At 65.3% G+C, this 20,862-nt stretch carries 9 protein-coding genes; 5 read left to right on the forward strand and 4 right to left on the reverse strand.

What is annotated here, in order from left to right; translation table 11 throughout:
* The first annotated feature begins 122 nt into the window (after nucleotides 1–122).
* Together mbtG and MMSP_RS11765 are read left to right on the forward strand one after the other, a co-directional pair.
* Nucleotides 123–1,427 (forward strand): NADPH-dependent L-lysine N(6)-monooxygenase MbtG, encoded by a 1,305-nt coding sequence (gene mbtG, locus MMSP_RS11760; RefSeq protein ID WP_036426447.1) that lies wholly within the window; start codon nucleotides 123–125, stop codon nucleotides 1,425–1,427.
* A complete protein-coding gene (locus MMSP_RS11765; protein WP_011741377.1) occupies nucleotides 1,408–1,623 on the forward strand; it encodes an MbtH family protein in 216 nt (71 codons plus the stop codon). The genes mbtG and MMSP_RS11765 overlap by 20 nt, the downstream gene beginning before the upstream one ends.
* A 4-nt stretch (nucleotides 1,624–1,627) precedes the next feature.
* On the opposite strand, the gene nbtC is transcribed toward MMSP_RS11765, so the two are convergent.
* From nbtC to MMSP_RS11785, 4 genes are all read right to left on the reverse strand, one after another.
* A complete protein-coding gene (gene nbtC / locus MMSP_RS11770; RefSeq protein ID WP_020786777.1) occupies nucleotides 1,628–4,702 on the reverse strand; it encodes a nocobactin polyketide synthase NbtC in 3,075 nt (1,024 codons plus the stop codon).
* Complete coding sequence (locus MMSP_RS11775; RefSeq protein ID WP_020786778.1) at nucleotides 4,699–6,018, reverse strand: polyketide synthase; 1,320 nt, start codon at nucleotides 6,016–6,018, stop codon at nucleotides 4,699–4,701. Before MMSP_RS11775 ends, nbtC begins: the two co-directional genes overlap by 4 nt.
* Entirely contained in the window at nucleotides 6,015–6,773 is a 759-nt protein-coding gene (locus tag MMSP_RS11780; protein ID WP_020786779.1) for a thioesterase II family protein, read from the reverse strand. The genes MMSP_RS11775 and MMSP_RS11780 overlap by 4 nt, the downstream gene beginning before the upstream one ends.
* Before the next feature lie 109 nt (nucleotides 6,774–6,882).
* A complete protein-coding gene (locus MMSP_RS11785; protein ID WP_020725936.1) occupies nucleotides 6,883–7,449 on the reverse strand; it encodes a GNAT family N-acetyltransferase in 567 nt (188 codons plus the stop codon).
* A 313-nt stretch (nucleotides 7,450–7,762) separates the two neighbouring features.
* On the opposite strand from MMSP_RS11785, the gene MMSP_RS11790 reads away from it, so the two are divergent.
* Genes MMSP_RS11790 through MMSP_RS11800 form a run of 3 tightly spaced genes read left to right on the forward strand, consistent with a single transcriptional unit; the run spans nucleotide 7,763 to nucleotide 20,837 of the window.
* A complete protein-coding gene (locus tag MMSP_RS11790; protein ID WP_020786780.1) occupies nucleotides 7,763–12,775 on the forward strand; it encodes a non-ribosomal peptide synthetase in 5,013 nt (1,670 codons plus the stop codon).
* Nucleotides 12,772–17,310, forward strand: a complete 4,539-nt coding sequence (locus tag MMSP_RS11795; RefSeq protein WP_020786781.1) for a non-ribosomal peptide synthetase — start codon at nucleotides 12,772–12,774, stop codon at nucleotides 17,308–17,310. The genes MMSP_RS11790 and MMSP_RS11795 overlap by 4 nt, the downstream gene beginning before the upstream one ends.
* A 35-nt stretch (nucleotides 17,311–17,345) precedes the next feature.
* Nucleotides 17,346–20,837: a non-ribosomal peptide synthetase gene (locus MMSP_RS11800; protein ID WP_020786782.1), complete on the forward strand. Its 3,492-nt coding sequence runs from the start codon at nucleotides 17,346–17,348 to the stop codon at nucleotides 20,835–20,837.
* Nucleotides 20,838–20,862: the final 25 nt, after the last annotated feature.

Raw genomic sequence — 20,862 nt, forward strand, 5'->3', positions numbered from 1 at the left:
TGGGCTAAGGATGGGAGGTGGCTGGTGGGCGGCGCCACCCTCGCCGGGATGCTGGCGAACTGGAAATGGCAGCGCTATTACCCAACGTGCTCCCGCGGCCATGTGCGATTGCTGGGCGCCGCATGAGCGCCACGCTCGCGATTGTCGGGGCCGGCGCGAAGGCGGCGGCGGTGGCGGCGAAGGCGGCGGTGCTACGCGAGATGGGCGTCGAGGTTCCTGACCTGGTTGCCATCGAGTCAACCGGGGTGGCCGCGAACTGGCGAGCCGGCGGCGGCTGGACCGACGGCCGGCAGCGGCTGGGTACCAGCCCCGAAAAGGACGTCGGTTTCCCCTATCGGTCGGCGCTGTGGCCGGGCCGCAACGCCGAAATCGACGAGCGGATGATTCGGTTTAGCTGGCAGTCTTTTCTGGTCGACACCGACCAATTTGTCGGCTGGGTGGACCGGGGCAGGCCGTCGCCGGCCCACGACACGTGGGCGCAGTACTTGCGCTGGGTTGCCGACCGGGCTGGTCTGGAAGTCGTTGGTGGCGAGGTAGTTCAGCTGTCGGTCGACGAATCTCGCTGGGTGGTGCATACGGCCGACTCGAGTCTGACCGCAGACATGGTGATGTTCACCGGGCCTGGCCAGCCGGAAAGATCGATCCTTGCCCACGATCCGCGGGTGCTGTCGATTGCCCAGTTCTGGCACCGCGCGGCACAACATGAGCGGATTGTTGCCGAACGCGTCGCGGTCATCGGCGGTGGCGAGACCGCCGCATCAATCCTCAATGAGCTGTTTCATCATCGGGTTTCGGCGATCACGGCCTTCTCGCCGCAGGCGACCCTGTTCACCCGCGGTGAGGGCTTCTTCGAAAACTCTCTGTTCTCCGATCCCGCCGGGTGGCGCAATCTGGCCCTGTCGGAACGGCGCGACTGCATCGCTCGCACCGACCGTGGGGTGTTCTCGGCGCGCGTACAGGAATCCCTGCTCACCGACGAGCGAATCCGGCATATGCGCGGGCGGGTTGCTCGTGCGGTCAACCGCGACAACCGAATCTGGCTCACGCTGTCCACCTACTGCTGCGGTGAACCCCGCGAGACCTTGCATGACTTCGACCTCGTCATCGACGGTTCCGGCGCCGACCCGTTGTGGTTTCTATCGTTGCTGAGTCAGGATGCGGTGGACTTGCTGGAGCTGGGGCTGCAGGCGCCGCTGACCTGTCAGCGGCTCGAGGAATCCATCGGTGCCGATCTGGCTGTGTCCGGCGTTGCCCCGAAAATGTTCCTGCCGAATCTGGCCGGCCTCAACGAAGGTCCGGGATTTCCGAATCTGAGTTGTCTGGGTCTGCTGTCCGACCGCATCCTCAGTGCCGAACTCGGCCTAGCGCCCGCACCGGTTGGGACCAATCGGTCAAAGGGGAGAAGCGATGAGCACCAATCCGTTTGATGACGAAGACGCCATGTTTTATGTGCTGATCAATGACGAGGAACAGCACAGCCTGTGGCCGACATTCGCCGATGTGCCCGCCGGCTGGCGGGTAGCGTTCGGCGCGGACACGCGCGCCGATTGCCTGTCCTACGTCGAGCAGCACTGGGCCGACATCCGGCCCAAGAGCCTGCGCGACGCGATGGCCGGCAACTAACCGTTCACCGCGAACCGAGCTGGGCAAGCACGTCGGCGATCGACGCCCCGCCGAGCAGATCCGAGACCTCTAGCTCGTGATCAAACTCGGCCTTGACGCGCCGGCGTAGCTCCAGCGCCTGCAACGAATCCAGTCCGAGCGCGACCATGGGCACCGACGTGTCGATCCGCTCGGCGCGCTCCGCGCCAATCGCTGCGGCCAGCAGGTTGCTGAGTCGTCCCGGTAGGTCCGCCGGCTCGGCCGGCGCAGCGGTCTCGCTGACGGGCGAGAGCAGCTCTGATACCAGCGGGCCGTAGCCAAAGGTTTCCAGTACCGGGCGGGCGCGATCGAAGTTGAATGCCGCGACGATGGCATTGCGGCCGAGCCGCTGCATTCCCAACGCGATCGCCTCGGCGGGCGGCATCGGGATCACACCGATGGCGGCCAACTGCGCCATGCTCGAGGCATCGAGATCGAAATGCACGGTCCACTGGCCCCACTGCACGGAGACGCAGTCCAGCCCCTCGGCCCGCAGCCGGTGGGCCATCGCGTCCAGCATTCGGTTGGCCGCGGCGTACATGACCTGTCCGCGACCACCGATGGTGGCCCGTGCCGAAGAGCACAAAACGATGCGACAGCCATCAGTCCTGGGGAAAGCGTCCAGGACCTGCCCAATGCCGACAACCTTGGCGTAGAGCGCATTGTCGGCGTCATCGGTGGTGATGTCGGAGAACTCCACCGACGCATAAGCCACGGCGGCATGGATGATCAGATCCGCCGGTGTGGACCGGTGCTGCGCTGCCAACCGCGATACCGCAGCGGGGTCACCCACGTCGCATCGGGTGACAGCGATCTGGGCGGCTGTCGCCGAGCGGAGCTGCGCCAGGCGCTCCGCCACCGCAGCAGACTCGCCTGATCTGCTCACCAGAGTGATTCTCCGTGCGCCGCGGTGGGCGAAGTGGTCGCAGAATTCGAGCCCGAGGTTGCCGGTCCCGCCGATGATGAGCACGTGTTCTGGACACGCGCCCGCACCGTGCACCACCGCGCCCTCGCCCGCCACGATCCGTTTGGCATAGAAAGCGCCGTCGCGATATGCCAGCTCCGGTTCGTTGGCTGTGTGCAGCGCCGCCACAATGGGATGCGCCCAGTCTTGGGCCGTCGCTCCGGCCGGCAGATCCAGGTGGCGGAATCCCACGCCCGGGTGTTCGGCGCCGATGCTGCGAAAGCCCGCGCTTGCCGCCGCGTGCACCGGATCTGGCGGCCCATCCGCGGCGGTCGCCGCCTCACCGCCCACCGTCACCAGCCAGCAGTCGGTGACCCCGGTGTCGACTCCGGGCCACCACGCCCGGTTCGAAAAGAATCCTCCGACCTCGGCGGCGGCGGCGCGGCCATCCAGTTTCGGTGTTTCCGGAAGCAGAATGACCAGCGTGTTGACATCCGCTCCGGTGCCGTCATTTTCGCCATTGACCACCCGAGCCGTGGCCCCGGCCTGGTGGGCCGCGGCAGTCATCGCGGTGGCGAGCTGGGCGCAGGCTCCGGTGGGGTCAACAATCCCGACGACCCGTGGCGGCGTAAGCGAGCGCTGCGAGAGCCGCACCCATTCTTCGACCAGCAGACGCGCCGGTGTGGTGTCCGCGGTCGCGTCGGGGACCGACGGTGCTGCGGGAGCAACTGATACCGACGGCGGCTGACGACGGGGCAGCACCTCGTCATAGGGCAGCCACAACCGGATCTCGTTCATTCGGGTGTTGGGAAAGTCGAGCAACGGTAAGGCCTGGGCGCCGTCCGGCTCGGCGCGCAGACACTCCCATGGGTAGTTCAGGTCATGCACGGCCAGCTGGGCCAGATTGCGGGTGAATTCGCCCAGATCGGTGGCGGTGCGTTCGGAGGTTCCTACCACCATGGCGGGGCGGTCATCGGCTTCGTCGCGCAGGGCGGCCAGATTCTCGTGAATCGCCAACTGCAGCGTCGGATGCTCGGCCAGTTCGACGAACGTTTCGACGTCACGTTGCACGGCGGCGGCGATTGCCTTGTCGAACCGAACGATGTTGCGCAGGTTCCAAAACCAATAGTCACCGACAGGGAGCTCCGACGTGATGGGCGCGCCGAGAGTGGCACCGAGGCAGTCGATGTCGGTGTCGACAAAACTTGGGTGCTGCAGTTGGTCTTGGATGGCTGCACGAAGTTTGTCGGCACCGTCGTGGATCAAGCTGGTGTGTGCGGGATAGCGGACCCGGATAACCCGGGCGAAGGTGCCGCCCTCGGTCAAGGTGTCCACGATGCCCTGAACCGTTTCCCGTTCACCCGAAATACCTACCATGCGTGGGGAATTGACCACGGAGAGCTGCGCCCAGCCGGAGCATCGGGCGAGTAGGTCCTCGCACGTTTCCCGGTCGGCGGCGACGATGGCCATGGCGTAGTCAGCAGCAGCGAACTCGTCGGCGGCGTGGGCGCGGATACCGATGACGCGCAGGGCGTCCTCGAGGGTAATCGTGCCGGAAACGTAAGCCGCGGCGACTTCCCCTTGGCTGTGCCCGATGGTGACGTTGGGCGCAATGCCGAATGATCGCCACATCGCCGCCAGTGCGGCCATCTGGGTGAACAGCGCCGGCTGGACGATGCCGGCGCTGCCATCATCCTGAAAATTCTTGTCGAGCAGATAGTTTCGCGGTGACCCGCAGGATTGTGCTTCGAACGCCTGGGCGCAGCGATCTACCTCGGCGCGAAACGCGGGCACCGATTCGTAAAAGAGCTGTCCCATACCGGGGCGCTGGCCTCCCTGCCCGGGAAAGACATAGCCGATGCGACGGCGGATGGCCGCCGGGTCGGTACGAATCAGGGCGGGATGCTCGTATCGGTCGATCATCGCCTGCAGGGCGTCGATCAACTCCGCACGCGTCCTGACCATGGCCAGGGCCCGGTGCCGGCGAGCGGCCCGCGTCCGAAACAGCATGGCGGAGATCGGGCCGGGGGTGAGGTCGGGATGAGCTGCGACATGGTCACGCAGCGCTGTGGCCTCGCTGTCCAGTAGCTCGGGCGTGTCCGCCGAGAGCAGGACGGGAATGGTGCCGTCCGGCAGGCGGTAGGCGGCCGCGCTCACTGTCCGACTCCGGTAGCCGGCATCGAAATGATGGCATGGGCATTGGCGCCGCCCGCACCGAACGAAGACACGGCACCGTAGCGAACACCGTGTTTGGGCTCCCACTCATGTAGTTTCGTCGCCAGCCGCAGGCCGGTCAGATCCCAGTCCACCGTTTTGGTTGGGTTGTCCGCGAAAAGGGTTGGCGGAATCTGACCGTGTTGGCCGGCCAGCAGCAGCTTGATCAACGCCAGGATTCCGGATGCCGCCTGCGAGTGTCCGGCATTGGACTTGATCGACCCGAGCAGGGCTTCCGACCCCGCAGCGCCGTAGGTCTTGAACAGCGCGATCAATTCGACTGGGTCGCCGGCAGGCGTTGCAGTGCCGTGTCCTTCGATCATTCCGACCTCGACCGGATCAATTCCCGCCACCTCCAGCGTCTTGCGAATAACCTGCTCTTGCGCTCGTACCCGGGGAACCAAGATTGGCTTGCCTTTACCGTTGTGGTTGGTGCGGATGGCCGCGATACGTCCGTAGATTCGCCGGCCCTCTCGCCGTGCTCGTGATTCCCGCTCGACGAGAACCATTCCCGCGCCTTCCCCCCACACGGTGCCGGTGGCGTTATCGGAATAGGCGCGGCAATGCCCGTCCTCGGAAAGGGCATTGAGTCTCGCGAACTCGTAAAACGCTCCGGGCGAACCCATCACGCACACGGCGCCGGCAAGCGCCCATTCGCACTCGTCCTCCCGCACCGCCGTGGCGGCCAGGTGCAGTGCGGACAATGACGAGGCGCACGCCGTGTCGACACTGATCGAAGGACCGATCAGGCCAAGACTGTGCGAAATTCGGGCGGCGCCCCCCAGTTGGCCCAGCGAGGCGATCCGATGACCGCTGTAGGCATCGGCTACCGATGCCCGTGGTCCGTACTCCATTGGCGACATGCCGACGAAACAGCCGCTCTCTGCCCCGGCAGTCGAGCCGGGGTTGATTCCGGAATTCTCCAGTGCCTTCCACGCGACTCGCATCGCAACCCGTTGCTGGGGATGCAACACGATGGCCTCGCGGGCGCTGATACCGAAGAAGCCAGGGTCGAATGTGGTTGCTCCATCCAGGAATCCGCCGGAATCGCAAACCTGCCCCCAACCTTCCATGTCGGATACCGACAACAGATCATCGACGGGCCAGCCGCGGTCGCGGGGAAAGGGACTCAGTAGTTCCCTGGATTCGGCAAGCGCTGCCCACAAAGAAGCCGGGCTGTCGATTCCGCCGGGTGCCTCGACGGCCATTCCGGAGATGACGATCGGGTCGGCTGCTCCGGCGGATCCGTTGGTGCTCATGCTTGCTGCCCGTACTGTGCGCTCGAGGCCAGCAACGCCGCGACGGCGTCGATGTGTGACCGCAAGTAGAAGTGTCCCCCGTCGAACATGGTGACCTTGGCGGTATCGGTGTGCTTGCCCCACCCGTAGAGATCGCCCAGTGTGATGTAAGGGTCCTGGTCGCCGCCCATGGCGTGAATCGGCGTCGCCACCTTGATGTCCTCGGCGCACGAGTATGTGTCAAAAGCGTGGTAGTCGGCCTTGATCACGGGAAGTGCCAGCCTCATGAGTTCGCGGTTGCTGAACACGTCCGTATCGGTGCCCTCGAGCGCGCCCAGATGGTTGAGGATTTCTTCGTCGTCGCTGGGATGTGCCGGCTTGGCCGCCGCGTTGCAGGGGGCCACCGCGGCGGAGACGTTGAGGTGCCGCACATCGATACCGTTGGCTTCGGCCAGGCGGACGAACTCGAACGCGACCAGCGCCCCCATGCTGTGACCGAATGTGATGATCGGGAGTCCGCGATTGTGCTCCGATGCCGCGAACTCGCTGAACGCGCCGGCAGCAATCTCGGAAATGGCGGCGCACGAGGGTTCAGCGGCCCGATCTTGGCGCCCCGGGTACTGAAAGACAATGACGTTGAACGTCTCGCTGAGGACCTTCGAGAACTCGCGATATGCCGACGCGCCCGCCCCGGCATGCGGAAAGACGAGCAGCGGAAGGCTTTCGGGGGCATCCGGTTCGTGGAATTGCCTGCCCCACCCTAGTTTGCGCGCCATGCAGCACTACCTCTCACTCGACCACTTCGCTCGTTGCGACAAGTTCTCGTTGTTGTGCGCACCGGTTCCAGCTCGCCGACCGCCGGTTTCGGTGCCGCCGCGGTTGGGCTCATCGGCGTTGCCGGTCACGGATCATCAGCGCGGCCCGCTTGTCCGGTAGATCAAGGTCGGCGGTGCGCTCGAACCCGGCACGTTCGAGCGCCCGGATCATTCGGGTGTTGTTGACGTCGGGCTCGGCGATGACACGGTCTGCGCTCGGATCCGCATCCAGCTGCCACGTCGAGACGATGCGCAGCAGATCCGCGGCGAGGCGCCGTCCCCGGCATTCGGCGGGACCTAGCAAACTGTGCAGGCCGGCATCGTGCTCGCGCGCGGCGTAGTGGCGGGCGAGCGGATCCAGATCGGCACGGTAGAGCTCCCAATAGCTGATCGGGGCGCCGTCTAGCAGGCCGAGATAAGGGACGGAATGCGCGCTGCAGTGTTGGTCGAACAGATACGAGGCGATCTGGGGCCGTGGCCACGGCTTGCGCCAGAAGCGCGCCACTTCGGGATCGTTCATCCAGGAATGCATCAAATCGAGGTCGCCCTCGGGGTCCAGCCGCCGCAGCGAGAACTCGCCCGAGAAGGCCTCATGATCCAGCGCGGCGCGACATTGTTGCAGGTCAAGCGCGTTCACTAGGTACCTCCCGACCATCTGGCCCGGATGGCCCGCCATCAGCGCCTGGGGCGCAGGATCGATCCGGTCTCTGTCTTGCCGTGATAGCCGCGACGGGCCGCAACAGCCATTCAACTTAGCGAAGGCTAACATAAGCCTGGTTTGGCGAAGGCTGTTCGGCATGCAGGGGCTTGCCCCCGGACAGCGCGCGGGCGTTGGCGAGTTGGAGGGGTTGGTTTGATGCGCGTCGTGTCGCTTGATTTCAGACCTGGGAAGCCGGGGCCCGCAGGTTCTGATTGGTCCGGCGCAGCGACGGTGAGGAGTGAGGCTAACCATGGCAGATGATGTCAGGACTTTGCAGGATCGCCGCCGGGAACTGTTGCGCCGGCGGATCGCCGAGAGCGGATTGGCGGCGGAGCAGTCGAGCGACCAGCCATGTATCTGCCCGGGAGAACGTTATCGTCTGTCGGACGGCCAGCGCCGCATGTGGTTCCTGCAGACGATGGACCCCGATGACGTCACGTTGAACATCTGCGTCGCGTACCGGCTGACTGGCCTGGTGGACGAGGACCGCTTGCATACCGCCGTCAACGATGTGGTTGCGCGCCATGCGATTTTGCGCACCACCTACGGGGTGGACACCGAAGGGGAGCCATACCAGGTATTTTCCGACGACGTTGAGGTCGGGTGGCGACGTGAGGATCTGACCCGGCTGCCCGAGGCCGGACATGAGCAGCAGATCGAGAGTCTGGCGGCCGACGAGTTCGGCCGTCCCTTCGACTTGACCAACGAGTTGCCGCTGCGGATCACCGTGATACGTACCCGCGCGGACGAATTGGTGTTGCTTCTGGTCGTGCATCACATCTGTTGGGACGACGATTCCTGGGAGGTCTTCTTCGGCGAGCTCAGCGCCGCCTACAACGATCTGCCGATCAACGACCCGGCAGCACAGTTCCTCAGCGTTGAGGTGCTGCAAAACTCTGCGGCTCCTAGCGTGGCCGACGTCGGCTACTGGGCGGAGACATTGCGTCCGCTGCCGGAACCGCCGGAGCTTCCCGGTGTGTCCGGTGCGAATCCCTGCAGGCGGGCGCAGCGTCGAGTTCGGCCGCTGCCCGCCGGCCTGTTCAGCAGGGTCGAGGAATTCGCCAGGAAGTGCTCCGCGTCACCGTTCATGGTGTTGCTCGCGGCATACGGCGTGCTGGTGCGCCGCTACACCGGAGCATCGGATTTTCTGGTCTCGGTCCCGGTCACCGAACGCAGTGGTGCCGCCGCGGGTGCCCTCGGATATTTCGGCAACACGTTGCTGCTGCGGATCACGACACGGTCGCAGGACACCTTCACCTCATTCGTCAACGAGGTACGGGAAACCTGTCTGGCCGGCTTCGCCCACCAATCGGTGGGCATCGACCGGGTGGTACGCGAAGCAAACCCGGAGCGAATGGGACGCGACGGGATGGACCTGCTGGTCCGACTCGGTTTCAACATGCGCAAGAGCGCCGGTGGCCTTGCGTTGGACGGCGTCGTGGTGCGCCAACTCGGCCTCGGTGCGGTAGCCGCGCATCTTCCGCTCTCGTTGACGATCGCGCTCGACCCCGATGATGTCTCGGTCGAATTCGAGTATCAGCAACAGCTGAGCTCTGTGCTGGTCGACCAGATGCTGGCCCATTACCTACAGCTGGTGGACAAAGCGCTGGCCGAGCCCGAGCGGCCGCTGTCCAGCCTGGACATCCTCGGCGCTGGCGAACGCGATAGCGTGCTGGCCCAGTCGCATGGCGAGCTTGTTGAAATGCCTGCCACCACGATGGTCAAGCTGCTGGAAGCGACCGCGTCGGCAGCCGGGACGGCCACAGCGCTGGCATTGGTTTCCGACGAGGCCGAACTGACCTACAGCGAACTACACCGGCGCGCGAATCGTTTGGCGCGCCGGTTTATCGGCCAAGGCTTCGGGCCTGAGGACATCATCGGGCTGCGGATGGCCAACTCGATCGAGTTCATCGTCGCAATGCTGGCGGTGCTCAAGGCCGGTGCGGCCTACTTGCCGATCGATCCCGCCTACCCCGACGAGCGCATCGACTACCTCATCACCGACGCTCGTCCGCAGACGGTCATCGGGCGGCCCGAACTCGACGTTGCCGAGCGGGCCGCGGCCGATAACTCGGATCTGCCACTCTCTGATGGCGACCGGCTAAGGCCCTTGCGCCCTGGGCATTTGGCCTATGTGATCTACACATCCGGCTCCACCGGCCGGCCCAAAGGGGTGGCGGTGTCGCATCACGCGATCGCCGAACATGTGCAGGGTTTCGTCGCCGAGTGGACCATGACGGCCGAAGACCGGTGGCTGCAGTTCTCGTCGGTCAGCTTCGATGCTTCGCTGGCGGATATCTTCGTCACGTTATTCCTTGGGGCACAGCTGATCGTGCCCAAGCCGGATGCCTTCGGCGACATCAGCTATGTCGCGGATCTGATCAGCCGCCGCGGCGTCACGGTGTTACACCTGGTGCCTTCCATGCTGAGCACCCTGCTACTGCTGCCCCAGGTCCAGCAGTGGCGGCAGTTGCGCCACGTTCCGGTCGGCGGAGAAGCGCTTCCCGGTGAGGTGGCGGACAGATTCGCCGGCTACTTCGACGCGGAGTTGCGCAATCACTACGGGCCGACCGAGGCGGTGGTCTGTTCCACACACATGGTGGTCACGGGCTCGCATGGTGCCCGAGTGGTGCCGATTGGTGTGCCAAACCGCAACGTCTACGCATACGTGCTTGACGAGCAACTCCATCCGGTACCGGACCAGGTGATCGGTGAGCTGTATCTGGGCGGCAGTCAGTTGGCGCGTGGATATCTGGGACGGCCAACTCTGACCGCGCAACGCTTCATCGCCGACCCGTTCAATCCCGGCATGCGGCTGTACCGAACGGGCGATCTGGTTCGCCGCAACCATTGCGGTGAGCTGGAATTCGTCGGCCGCGCCGACGAGCAAGTCAAGATCCGCGGCTTCCGCATCGAACTTGGCGAGGTCGAATCCGTGATCACCACGCATCCAGCGGTACGGCACTGCCTCGTCGTCGCGGAAGAAACCGAGGCCGGACCCATGCTTGCCGCGTACCTGGTGCCGGCGGCGGCCCAGGTCGACCTCGAGGAGATCCGGGCGCACACCGCAGCGGCAGTGCCGGAGTACATGGTGCCCGGCGCGTTCGCGGTGATCCCAGAGATCCCGATGACGGTGAGCGGCAAACTCGACAGGCGGGCATTGCCCGCGCCAACTCCGATCGCGACCCGACGCTACCGCGAGCCAGAGACGGCCACCGAGCGGTGGATATGCTCGATCTTCGCCCAGCTGTTCGGCCGGCAGCGGGTCGGCGCCGAAGACTCCTTCTTCGGGCTGGGCGGCCATTCGCTGCTGGCGGCTCGACTCGTTGCCCAGATTCGGGCCGAGTTCGGCGTGGACCTGACTGTGCGCACCATCTTCGACGCTCCGACTCCGGCCGGGCTGGCGGCCCGCCTGGTGGAACGGTTCCGCAACGATTTCGAACTCGACCTTGATAACTTGGCCGCCGACGACATGCCGTTGGATCCGAAACGGGCCCGCCCCGGATTCGTCAAATCGGCCAGGCCACAGTGGCTTCCACTGTCCCACTCCCAGCTCGCCGCCTGGTTTCAGCACCGGATCGAGGGCGCCCGCGAAGAGTTCAACATGCCTCTCGCGCTTCGCTTCGAAGGTCCACTGGACTCGGTCGCACTCGCCGCGGCACTCAACGATGTGGTGGCCCGCCATGAGGCGTTGCGCACCAACTTCGATGAGCACGAAGGCGTTCCGTATCAGATCGTGCACCCGAGCCGGACGGTGCAGCTAGCGGTCCGTGCGATCGACCAGGACGAGTTCGACGACGTATCGACTCAGCTACGCCGGCATGTGTTCACCCCGGAGTCCGGGCCGTTGCTGCAAGCCAACCTGTTGGTGCTGGGGCCGGATACGCACGTGCTGTTGTTGATCGTGCACCACATCGTCAGCGATCACGCGTCGCTCGAGATTGTTTTCGACGACCTGATCGTTGCCTACCGGGCCCGACTGCAACACAACGCGCCGCAGTGGGACATCCTGCCCATCCAGTTTGCGGACTACGCGGTGTGGCAACGAAACACGTTCGAGTCCAACTGGGGACAGACCGAACTCGACTACTGGCGCGATGCGTTGGCCGGACTGCCGGACGAGATTTCGGTGGCAACTGACCGCGCGCGTCCACGTGTGCTCGGCAAGCGCGGCGAGGTAGTGCAGTTCAGTGTCCCGGCGGCCCGTCGTTCTGCACTTACCCAACTCGCCGAGCGCAACGGCGCGACCGAGTTCATGCTCTATCAGGCCGCTCTGGCCGTCGTCCTGCACAAGCTCGGCGGCGGCACCGACATCGCGCTGGGCAGCCCGGTGGCCGCCCGGGTGGAACCGGCCACCGCGCAGCTGGTCGGTCTGTTCGCCAACGTCGTGGTGCTGCGCACCGACCTATCCGGTGATCCGACGCTGCGCTCCATACTCGTCGGCAGTCGCGACACGGTGCTCGATGCGTTGGCACACCAGGAGCTTCCCATCGAGCGGTTGGTGGAGGTTCTCAACCCACCACGCGCGCTGTCGCGCAATCCGTTGTTCCAGAACATGCTCAACTTCCGGGGCGAGGACTGGGCGCTGGTCCCGCGCGATCTCACCGGAAGGGGCGAAACCACGGTTGTGCCACTTCCGGTGAACTTCGAAGTCGCCCTGCTCTTTCTGGCCATTGGGATGAGCGTGACACTGAGTGGAGAACTCGACGTGCAGGTCATCGCCAACGCCGACCTCTACGAACCCGTGACGGTTGCGCTGATCGCCGATGCATTGGACGCCGCACTCGCTGCGTTCGCAACAACACCGGACCTCCCACTGTCGGCGGTGCAGCTGCTGCCCAGCGCTGACTTGGCAAAGCTGCTGGCCCCACCGCTGCCGGCCGGTCCCGCGGCGTCGCAGCCGGTCGCCGCTGGATCCGCGGAAACCGAGCGGCGGCTGACCGCCATGCTGGAGGAGTTGCTCGAGATCACCGGCATCGATCGCGACGAGAACTACTTCGCGTTGGGCGGCGACAGCATCATCGCCATCAAATGGTCGGCTCAAGCCGGTGCGCTGGGGCTGCCGTTTCCCCCGGCCATGGTGTTTGAGCACATGACCATCGCTGAGCTGGCCGCCGCCGTCGACGCGGCCAACGGCGAGCCCGTGGTCGAGGCGGATCCGCCACCGGCGCAGGAATATACGCCGATGAGCGCATCCGGCTTGGCTCCCGATGCATTGGCCAAGCTGAGCGCATCCTGGCTGCAGCAGGGAAGCGCATCGTGACCGCGGCTGCCCCACAGATCGAGGACGTCCTTGCCCTCAGCCCGCTGCAGGAGGGGCTGTTCGCGTTACACCAGCTGGCCGAGGACGGCGTCGACCTCTACAGCATGCAGTTCGTGGTCGATATCGACGGACCGGTTGACCTCGAATTGCTCCGTCGCAGCGCGCAAGCCATGCTGGACCGCCATCCCAATCTGCGCGCCGCCTTCTGGGATCGTGATGTGCCCAAGCCGGTGCAGATTGTGCCCGTCCATGCCGCGCTGCCGTGGTCCGAGCGGGTGGCGACACCGGCGGAATTTGACTCCATCGCACGCTCGGAGCGACGCCGTCCGTTTGATCTCAGCCGTGGACCGGCACTGCGGGTGGTGGTGCTCAGCGTTCCTGGCGAGACCAAGCGCCGGATGATCTTCACCGCTCACCACATCCTGGTGGACGGTTGGTCACTTGCGGTGTTCTTCACCGAACTGCTCGCGGTGTACCGAGCGGGGGGAGCGGCCGACGCGCTTCCGGCCGCGCGCCCCTACCGCGACTACATCGTCTGGCTCGCCAAACAGGACAGGTCGGCCGCGCTCGCCGGCTGGATGGACTATCTGCGCGGGGTGTCCGAACCGCTCATGGTGGCTTATGAGGCCACGGCGGGGCAGAGCAAGCCGGGGAAAACGGAACTGTTGTTGCCGGCGGCCGACACTGCGCGCCTGCGACAGTGGGCGGGGCGCCATGGCCTCACGCTGAACACCGCGGTGCTTTTCGCCTGGGCAGTCGTGCTGAGCAGGCTGACGGACCGTCGTGATGTCGTGTTCGGCACCGTTGTCTCCGGCCGTCCTGACCAGCTGCCCGGGGTGGAGACCATGGTCGGGCTGTTCATCAACGCCGTACCGGTCGTCCACTACGTGAGTGGTACGGAAGCTGTGGTGGCGCAATGCACTCAGGTGCAGCGCCAGTCATCGGCGATGCGCGACGTCAGTTACCTGAGCTTGTCGGAAATCCAACGCGAACATGGCCGCGGCCCCCTCTTCGACTCCCTGTTCGTGTTCGAGAATGCGCCGATCGACGACGCCATCCGCCCGGCCACCACACCCGACGGCGCCCAGTTCCTTCCCGTGGAGATGGAAAGCCTGACGCACTACCCGCTGACCGTGGTCTCGCACCTGCGCGAGGACGAGTTGCTGGTGCTGATCGAGGCCATAGCCGAGGCGCTGCCGTATCTTCCGGCCGCCGAAATTGGCGAGCGAATGCTGACCGTGCTGCGTCAACTTCCCGATATCGGCGACGGCACTCCCGACGACCTGGACATTCGGACCGCGGCTGAGCTGAAGGCACATGGCCTCCTTGCCGCGAGGTCGGCGCCCACCTTCGATACGACGGTGTGGGAAATGTTCGAGCGTCAGGTGCAAACCACACCGGATGCCGTCGCCCTGACTGCCGCGGGTGGTGTGCGCCATACCTATGCCGAACTGCACGCGCGGGCCTGCCGGCTGGCGGGGGAGCTAGCCGAGCACGGAGTCGGCCCGGAAACGGTTGTGGCGCTGGTGTTGCCGCGCTCGGAGCGATCCATCGTCGCGATTCTGGGGGTGCTGGCCGCCGGTGGGGCCTATCTACCCGTAGACGTCACCCTTCCCAGTGCGCGCGTCGAATCTATTGTGCGTCAGGCTAGCCCAGCGTTAGCCATCACCGAAGCCGACTATTCGCAGCTGGTCGGCAACGCCGTGCCGACCTTGGCGCTCGATGATCCCGCCGCGGTGGACAGTATTTCGCGGCGCAGCGCTGCCGCGCCCACCGTCGACCGTCGACCGGAACAGTCCGCCTATGTCATCTTCACCTCCGGATCAACCGGTGAACCCAAGGGTGTCGTCGGTACCAACGCCGCGGTGTTGAGCTATTTCGCTGACCACGCCGAGCGCGTATACCGGGCAGCCCGCGCCCGCCTGGGCCGGCCGTTGCGCATCGCTCACGCCTGGTCGCTGAGTTTTGACGCCTCGTGGCAGCCCATGGTCGGCCTGCTCGACGGGCATGAGATCCATCTGTTCGACGCCGATGAGATGCGCGACGCGGATCGCCTGGTGGAAGGCATCGCGATCGGTCAGATCGACATGATCGACACCACCCCGTCAATGTTCGTCCAGCTAAGTGCCGCCGGGTTGTTGGATCACAACCTCTCGGTTCTTGCCCTGGGCGGCGAGGCGATCAACACCGGGCTGTGGGATCAGCTTCGTGGGCTATCGCAGATGGCGGTCTACAACTGCTACGGGCCGACCGAGATGACGGTTGAGGCGGTGGTCGCCGCGGTCAAGGACTATCGGAAACCGACGATCGGTACTGCCAACGCGGGGACTTTCGGTTACGTCTTCGATTCGGCGCTGCGGATGGTGCCCGACGGCGTGGTGGGGGAGCTCTACCTGTCGGGGGCGCAGCTGGCCCGGGGCTATGTTGGCAGACCTGGGATGACGGCTGCTCGCTTCGTGGCCGACCTGCTGCGTCCGGGTCAGCGCATGTATCGGACCGGGGACTTGGTGCGCCGGTTGTCCCATGGTGGCTACGCCTACGTGGGCCGCGCCGACACCCAGGTCAAGATCCGCGGCTATCGAGTCGAGGTCGGCGAGATCGAGGCGGCACTGCGCGGCCAGCCCGGCGTGCATGACGCGGCGGTTTCGGTCCTGCGTCAGCAGGACCGCACCAGCCTGGTCGGTTTCGTTGTGTGGCAGGACAATATGCACGAGGACCTGATCAAGCTGCGCGCCGGTCTCACCGAGCGCCTGCCGTCCTACATGGTTCCAGCGCGTATCGTGACGCTTCCGCGGCTGCCGGTGAATGCCAACGGCAAGCTGGATGGTCACGCATTGGATCGGCTGGCCGAAGACGCATTGACGAGTGTCTCCGGGGGCACAGCGGTATCGGCGTCGACTGACACCGAACGCGTGTTGTGCGAACTGTTCGAAGAGCAGCTCAACGCTGTTCCGCACATCGATGATGATCTGTTCCTGTTCGGTATGGACAGCATCGTGGCAATCTCGTTGGCCCACCAGGCGAGACGGCAGGGACTTCGAGTGGACCCGCGGATGGTGTTGACCGCTACGACGATTCGCCAACTCGGTGCCGCAATCGATGCCGCGGTGGACTCGCAGGACGCCCCGGCCGACGCCGACTACGGTGCGGTGCTGCCGCTGCCGATGGTGTCCTGGCTCTATGAATACGGCAACTACCGCCGATTCACCCACACCGTGTTGCTGCGGCTACCCTCGGGCATCGACCGCTCGTCCATCGAACTGATGCTGCAGCTGCTGCTCGATGGACACGACACCTTGCGGTCAATTTTGACCGAAACCCCAGAGGGGCCGCGGCTGGTCACTCGCGAGCCCGCGGCGGTGCGTGCCGAAGACGTGCTGACCCGTATCAGGTTGCCCGAAGGCTCCGATGACGAACTGGCCTCGGCCGTCGCGCACGCCGCGCGGGTCGTGACCGACCAGATCGACCCATCCGCCGGTGCGATGGTGCGCGCCATCTGGTTCCGCGGCACCGAACATCGGGCTGACCCGGCGAATATGTTGCTGCTCACCGCTCATCACCTGGCCGTGGATGTGGTGTCCTGGCACATCATGCTGGGCGACCTCGCCGCGGCGTGGCGCTCGCTGCAGGCGGGCACGCCACCGAAGATATTGCCGGAGTTCACCTCCTACCGCCGGTGGTGCGAGCTGATGTGGCACCGGGCTTCGGCGCCGCAAGTACAGGACCAGCGCGACTACTGGGCGGCCCTGGTGCGCGAACCCGATCCGGCGTTGGGCCTGCGCTACCCGGACCCGACTCGCGATACCTGGTCCACGCTGCAACTCACGCGGGCAGCCATTCCGGTCGATGTCACGGAGAGGGTGCTGGGCGCGGTCAGACGCGACCAAGGCGTGCGCGAACTATTGCTGGCCGCAACAGCGATGGCGGTGGCAAGCTGGCGTCGGGTCCGTGCTCAGGATCCGGCGGCGGGGGTCCTGGTCGCGTTGGAGGGCCACGGGCGCGCTGATGCCGTACTCGATACCGACACCACCAACACCGTCGGCTGGTTCACCAACGCATTCCCGGTGCGCCTCGGCGCGGGCGCGGCGGCGGTGGATATCGAGCAGGCCGAGCGGGATCCGGTGGCCGCCCAGGACCTGGTCCATTCCGTCGTCAGCCACCTCGAAGCGATCCCGAACGACGGTTTGGACTACGGCTTGCTTCGGTACGTGGACGGCGTTGCCGAACTGGTGGACGCGGTCGATCCGCAGATCCAGTTCAGCTATCTGGGGCGCCTGGACCTCGGCGGCGTCGCCGATCAACCGTGGTCGCTGCTGACCGGGCCCTACCTCGACGCGCTTCCGATTGATCCGGAGCCGGATCTGCCCCTGCGTTTTGCGTTGAACCTCAGTGTGTTTGTCGGCGTGACAGCCGAGGGCACCCAACTGATCGGCAACTGGCGCTGGAGTGACGCGGTGTTCGAACGCTCCGACATCGACCACCTGCCCGGCCTGTGGCAGCGCGGCATTGCCGCGCTCGCGGCCGGGTTGGACTAGGCGCCGAGTCAATAGACTGGTCGGAAAGGACTGGGATGGAGCCGCTCAGCACGGAGTGGATTAGCCGGGACGAGATCAGGGCCGCGATCGCGGCCCAACTGGATTGTCCCGCGGCAGATGTTGCCGACGACGACGATCTCATTCAGCTAGGCCTGAACTCGATCCGCATGATGTCGATGGCCGGACGCTGGCGCAAGCGCGGAGCCGACATCACCTTTGCGCAACTCGCCGCCACCGCGACGGTGCAGTCCTGGCACGAACTGCTCAACGCCGACCAGCTCGGATGTGCGGTAACTGCACCGGCCGACCGCCCCGAGTTGTTGTTGGAACCGGAGGCACCACAAGCCCCGTTCCCGTTGGCAACGATGCAGCACGCCTACTGGATCGGTCGCGCTGACGAACAAGAGCTCGGCGGCGTTGCCGCCCATCTCTACGTTGAATTCGACGGAACCGGAATCGATCCCGAGCGGCTGGAACGTGCCGTGTCCGACCTGGTTGCGGTGCATCCGATGCTGCGTACCCGATTTCTCGCCGACGGGACGCAGCAGACGATGCCCAGCCCGGGTAGGCCGGTGTTCGCCCTGGTCGACCTTCGGGGGCAGAGTGCGGACGAGGTTGAGTCCGCACTGCTGCAGATGCGTGAGCGTAACGGGCACCAGCGCCTGGCAATTGAAGACGGTCAGGTCATCGACTTCACGCTCACGCTGTGGGATGGCGACCGCAGTCGCCTTCATCTGGACGTCGACATGCTGGCCGGTGACGCGATGAGCTATCGGGTGTTGGTGTCGGACCTGGCGCAGCTGTACCGGGGCGCGACGCTGCAGTCTCCCGGCTTCAGTTACCGGCGTTATCGCACCGAATACGAACCGGACAGGGCGGCGCGCGAGCGGGACAGGCAATGGTGGCAGCGGCGGTTGCCGGAGATGGCCGGCGCGCCGCAACTGCCGACCGTGGCCGTGCGAGAACCCGGGGCGCCGCATCGGACCGAGCGCTACGAGCACTGGCTGGCGCCGGAAGCCAAGCAGCAGCTGATGGCCGGGGCGCATGCGCGCGGGGTCACGCCGGCCATGGCGTTGGCCGCGGTCTTCGCCGACACCATCGGCGGTTGGTCGGAGCAAGGTAAGTTTCTGCTGAATGTGCCTTTGTTTCAACGCGAATCGGTGCACCCGGACATCGATCGAGTGGTTGGCGACTTCACCTCGTCGATCATGCTCGAGGTCGACGTCACCGAAGACGTTTCGGTTGTCCAACGAGCTCGAGACATTCAACGCAGGATGTACGAAAGCGGTTCACACGCTGCCTATTCCGGTCTGGAAGTGCTGCGCGATCTAGGGAGGTACCGCGGCGAACCGGTGCTGGCGCCGGTGGTGTTTACCAGCGCTCTCGATCTCGGTGAGTTGTTTGCCGATGAAGTGATCGAGACCTTCGGAGACCCGGTCTGGATCATTTCGCAGGGGCCCCAAGTCCTGCTGGATGCTCAGGTCACCGAGTTACGTGGCGGGTTGCTGGTCAACTGGGATGCCCGCGAGTCAGCATTCCCGCCGGGACTGATCGACACGATGTTCAACCGGTTTACCGATGCGGTCAAGCGGTTGGCCGACGGCGACGCTGGCTGGGACGCCTCCGCCCCGGTGCAGTTGCCCGCCGCGCAGGCCGCGACCCGTGCAGCGACCAATGCAACCGATGGACCAGCCGGCGAAAAATGCTTGCATCAAGGATTTTTCGAGCATGCCGCGGCCAATCCGGACGCGCCGGCGGTGGTGTGGGATGTGGGCGATGACGGGGGTGTCTGGAGCTACCGAGAATTGCGCAGGCAGTCGCTTGCCGTCGCCGCAACGCTGCACGAGTGCGGGGTGCGACCGGGCGACGCGGTCGCCGTGCAATTGCCGAAGGGGCGTGCTCAGATCCCGGCTGTGCTCGGAGTTCTTGCCGCCGGGGGTACATATGTTCCGATCGGCTTCGACCAGCCGGAGGCGCGGCGCGCCAAGATTCTTCAGACCGCCGACGTTGTCGCGGCGCTGACCGTCGAGGGCGCGAGGATGGGCGACGCAATCCCGTGCGTATCCATCGATACGGCACGCGATCATCCGAAGCCATGGCCGGAGCCGGTCTTTCCCGATATCGGCGAGATCGCCTACGTGATTTTCACTTCCGGCTCCACGGGCCTGCCCAAGGGAGTCGACGTACCGCACAGCGCGGCGATGAACACGATTGACGCCGTCAACGAGTGGTTCGGCGTTGGCAGCGCCGATCGCGTGTTGGCGCTGTCCGCGCTCGAGTTCGATGCGTCGGTGTATGACATCTTCGGCATGTTCGCGGTCGGCGGCTCACTGGTCGCGGTTGACGCAGAGCAAAAATCGGCGCCGACCACCTGGGTGGAATTGCTGGTGCACCACCGCGTGTCAATCCTCAACTGTGTGCCGAGCATGCTCGACATGATCTTGGATCTCGGTGGTGATCGGCTGGGCAACTCCTTGCGGGCCGTCACGCTCGGTGGCGACTGGGTGGGCGCTGACTTGGCCCGCAGGCTAGCCAGGCAGGTTCCGGGATGCCGGTTCTCCGGTCTGGGCGGTGCGACAGAGACCGCGATCCACAACACCATCTGTGAGGTGGTGGGCGAACCACCAGCGCACTGGGCGACCGTGCCGTTCGGGCGTCCGCTGCGCAACGTACGTTGTCGCATTGTGTCGCCGTCGGGCCGCGATTGCCTGGACTGGGTAGCCGGCGAGTTGTGGGTCGGCGGCGCGAATGTCGCTGCGCGATACCGCAATGATCCGCAGCGCACCGCGGAGCGTTTCGTAGAGCACCAGGGGATCCGCTGGTACAAGACCGGTGACATGGCCAGGTATTGGCCCGATGGCACCATCGAGTTCCTGGGGCGTGCCGACCATCAGGTGCAGATTCGTGGATACCGCGTCGAGCTCGGCGAGGTGGAGAACGCGCTACGTGCCGTTTCCGGAGTGCGTCACGCCGTTGCGGCCGTAGTCGGTGCGAGCGCACCCAAGTTGGTTGCCGCCGTCGCGGCGGATCCCAATACGGTCGGCGATATCACCGCCGTACTGGCGGATCTGTTGCCGAGCTACATGGTGCCCACCCGCACGGTATTTTTCGAAAGATTCCCGCTGACCGCGAACGGCAAGCTGGACCGCCGAGCGGTGACCGCATTGCTGGAACCCGAAGCCTGCATAACCGAAGACCGGGCTCCACGCAACGACGTGGAGGCCGCGCTTGCCGAGATCGTGGCCGAGGTGCTCGATCAGGCCTCGATTGGCGTGCACGACGATTTCTTTGCTCTGGGCGGTGATTCGGTGCTTGCCACCGCCGTGATCGCGCGGATCCGCGACTGGCTGGACATCGATCACGTCGTGGTCGCGGACCTATTCGCGGCCAGAACGGTGGGTGCCCTGGCGCAGCGCCTACAAGACCGGGAGGCTGCACGCGGTACGCCGGAACGGCTATCGGTGATTGCCCGCCACTATCTTGACGTCGCGGCTTTGACCGATGAAGAGGTGCTCGCCGAAAGCTAGTACTTCATCGACACAGGCCGCGTGT

The organism is Mycobacterium sp. 012931 (assembly GCF_000419295.1).
Taxonomy (GTDB): domain Bacteria; phylum Actinomycetota; class Actinomycetes; order Mycobacteriales; family Mycobacteriaceae; genus Mycobacterium; species Mycobacterium marinum.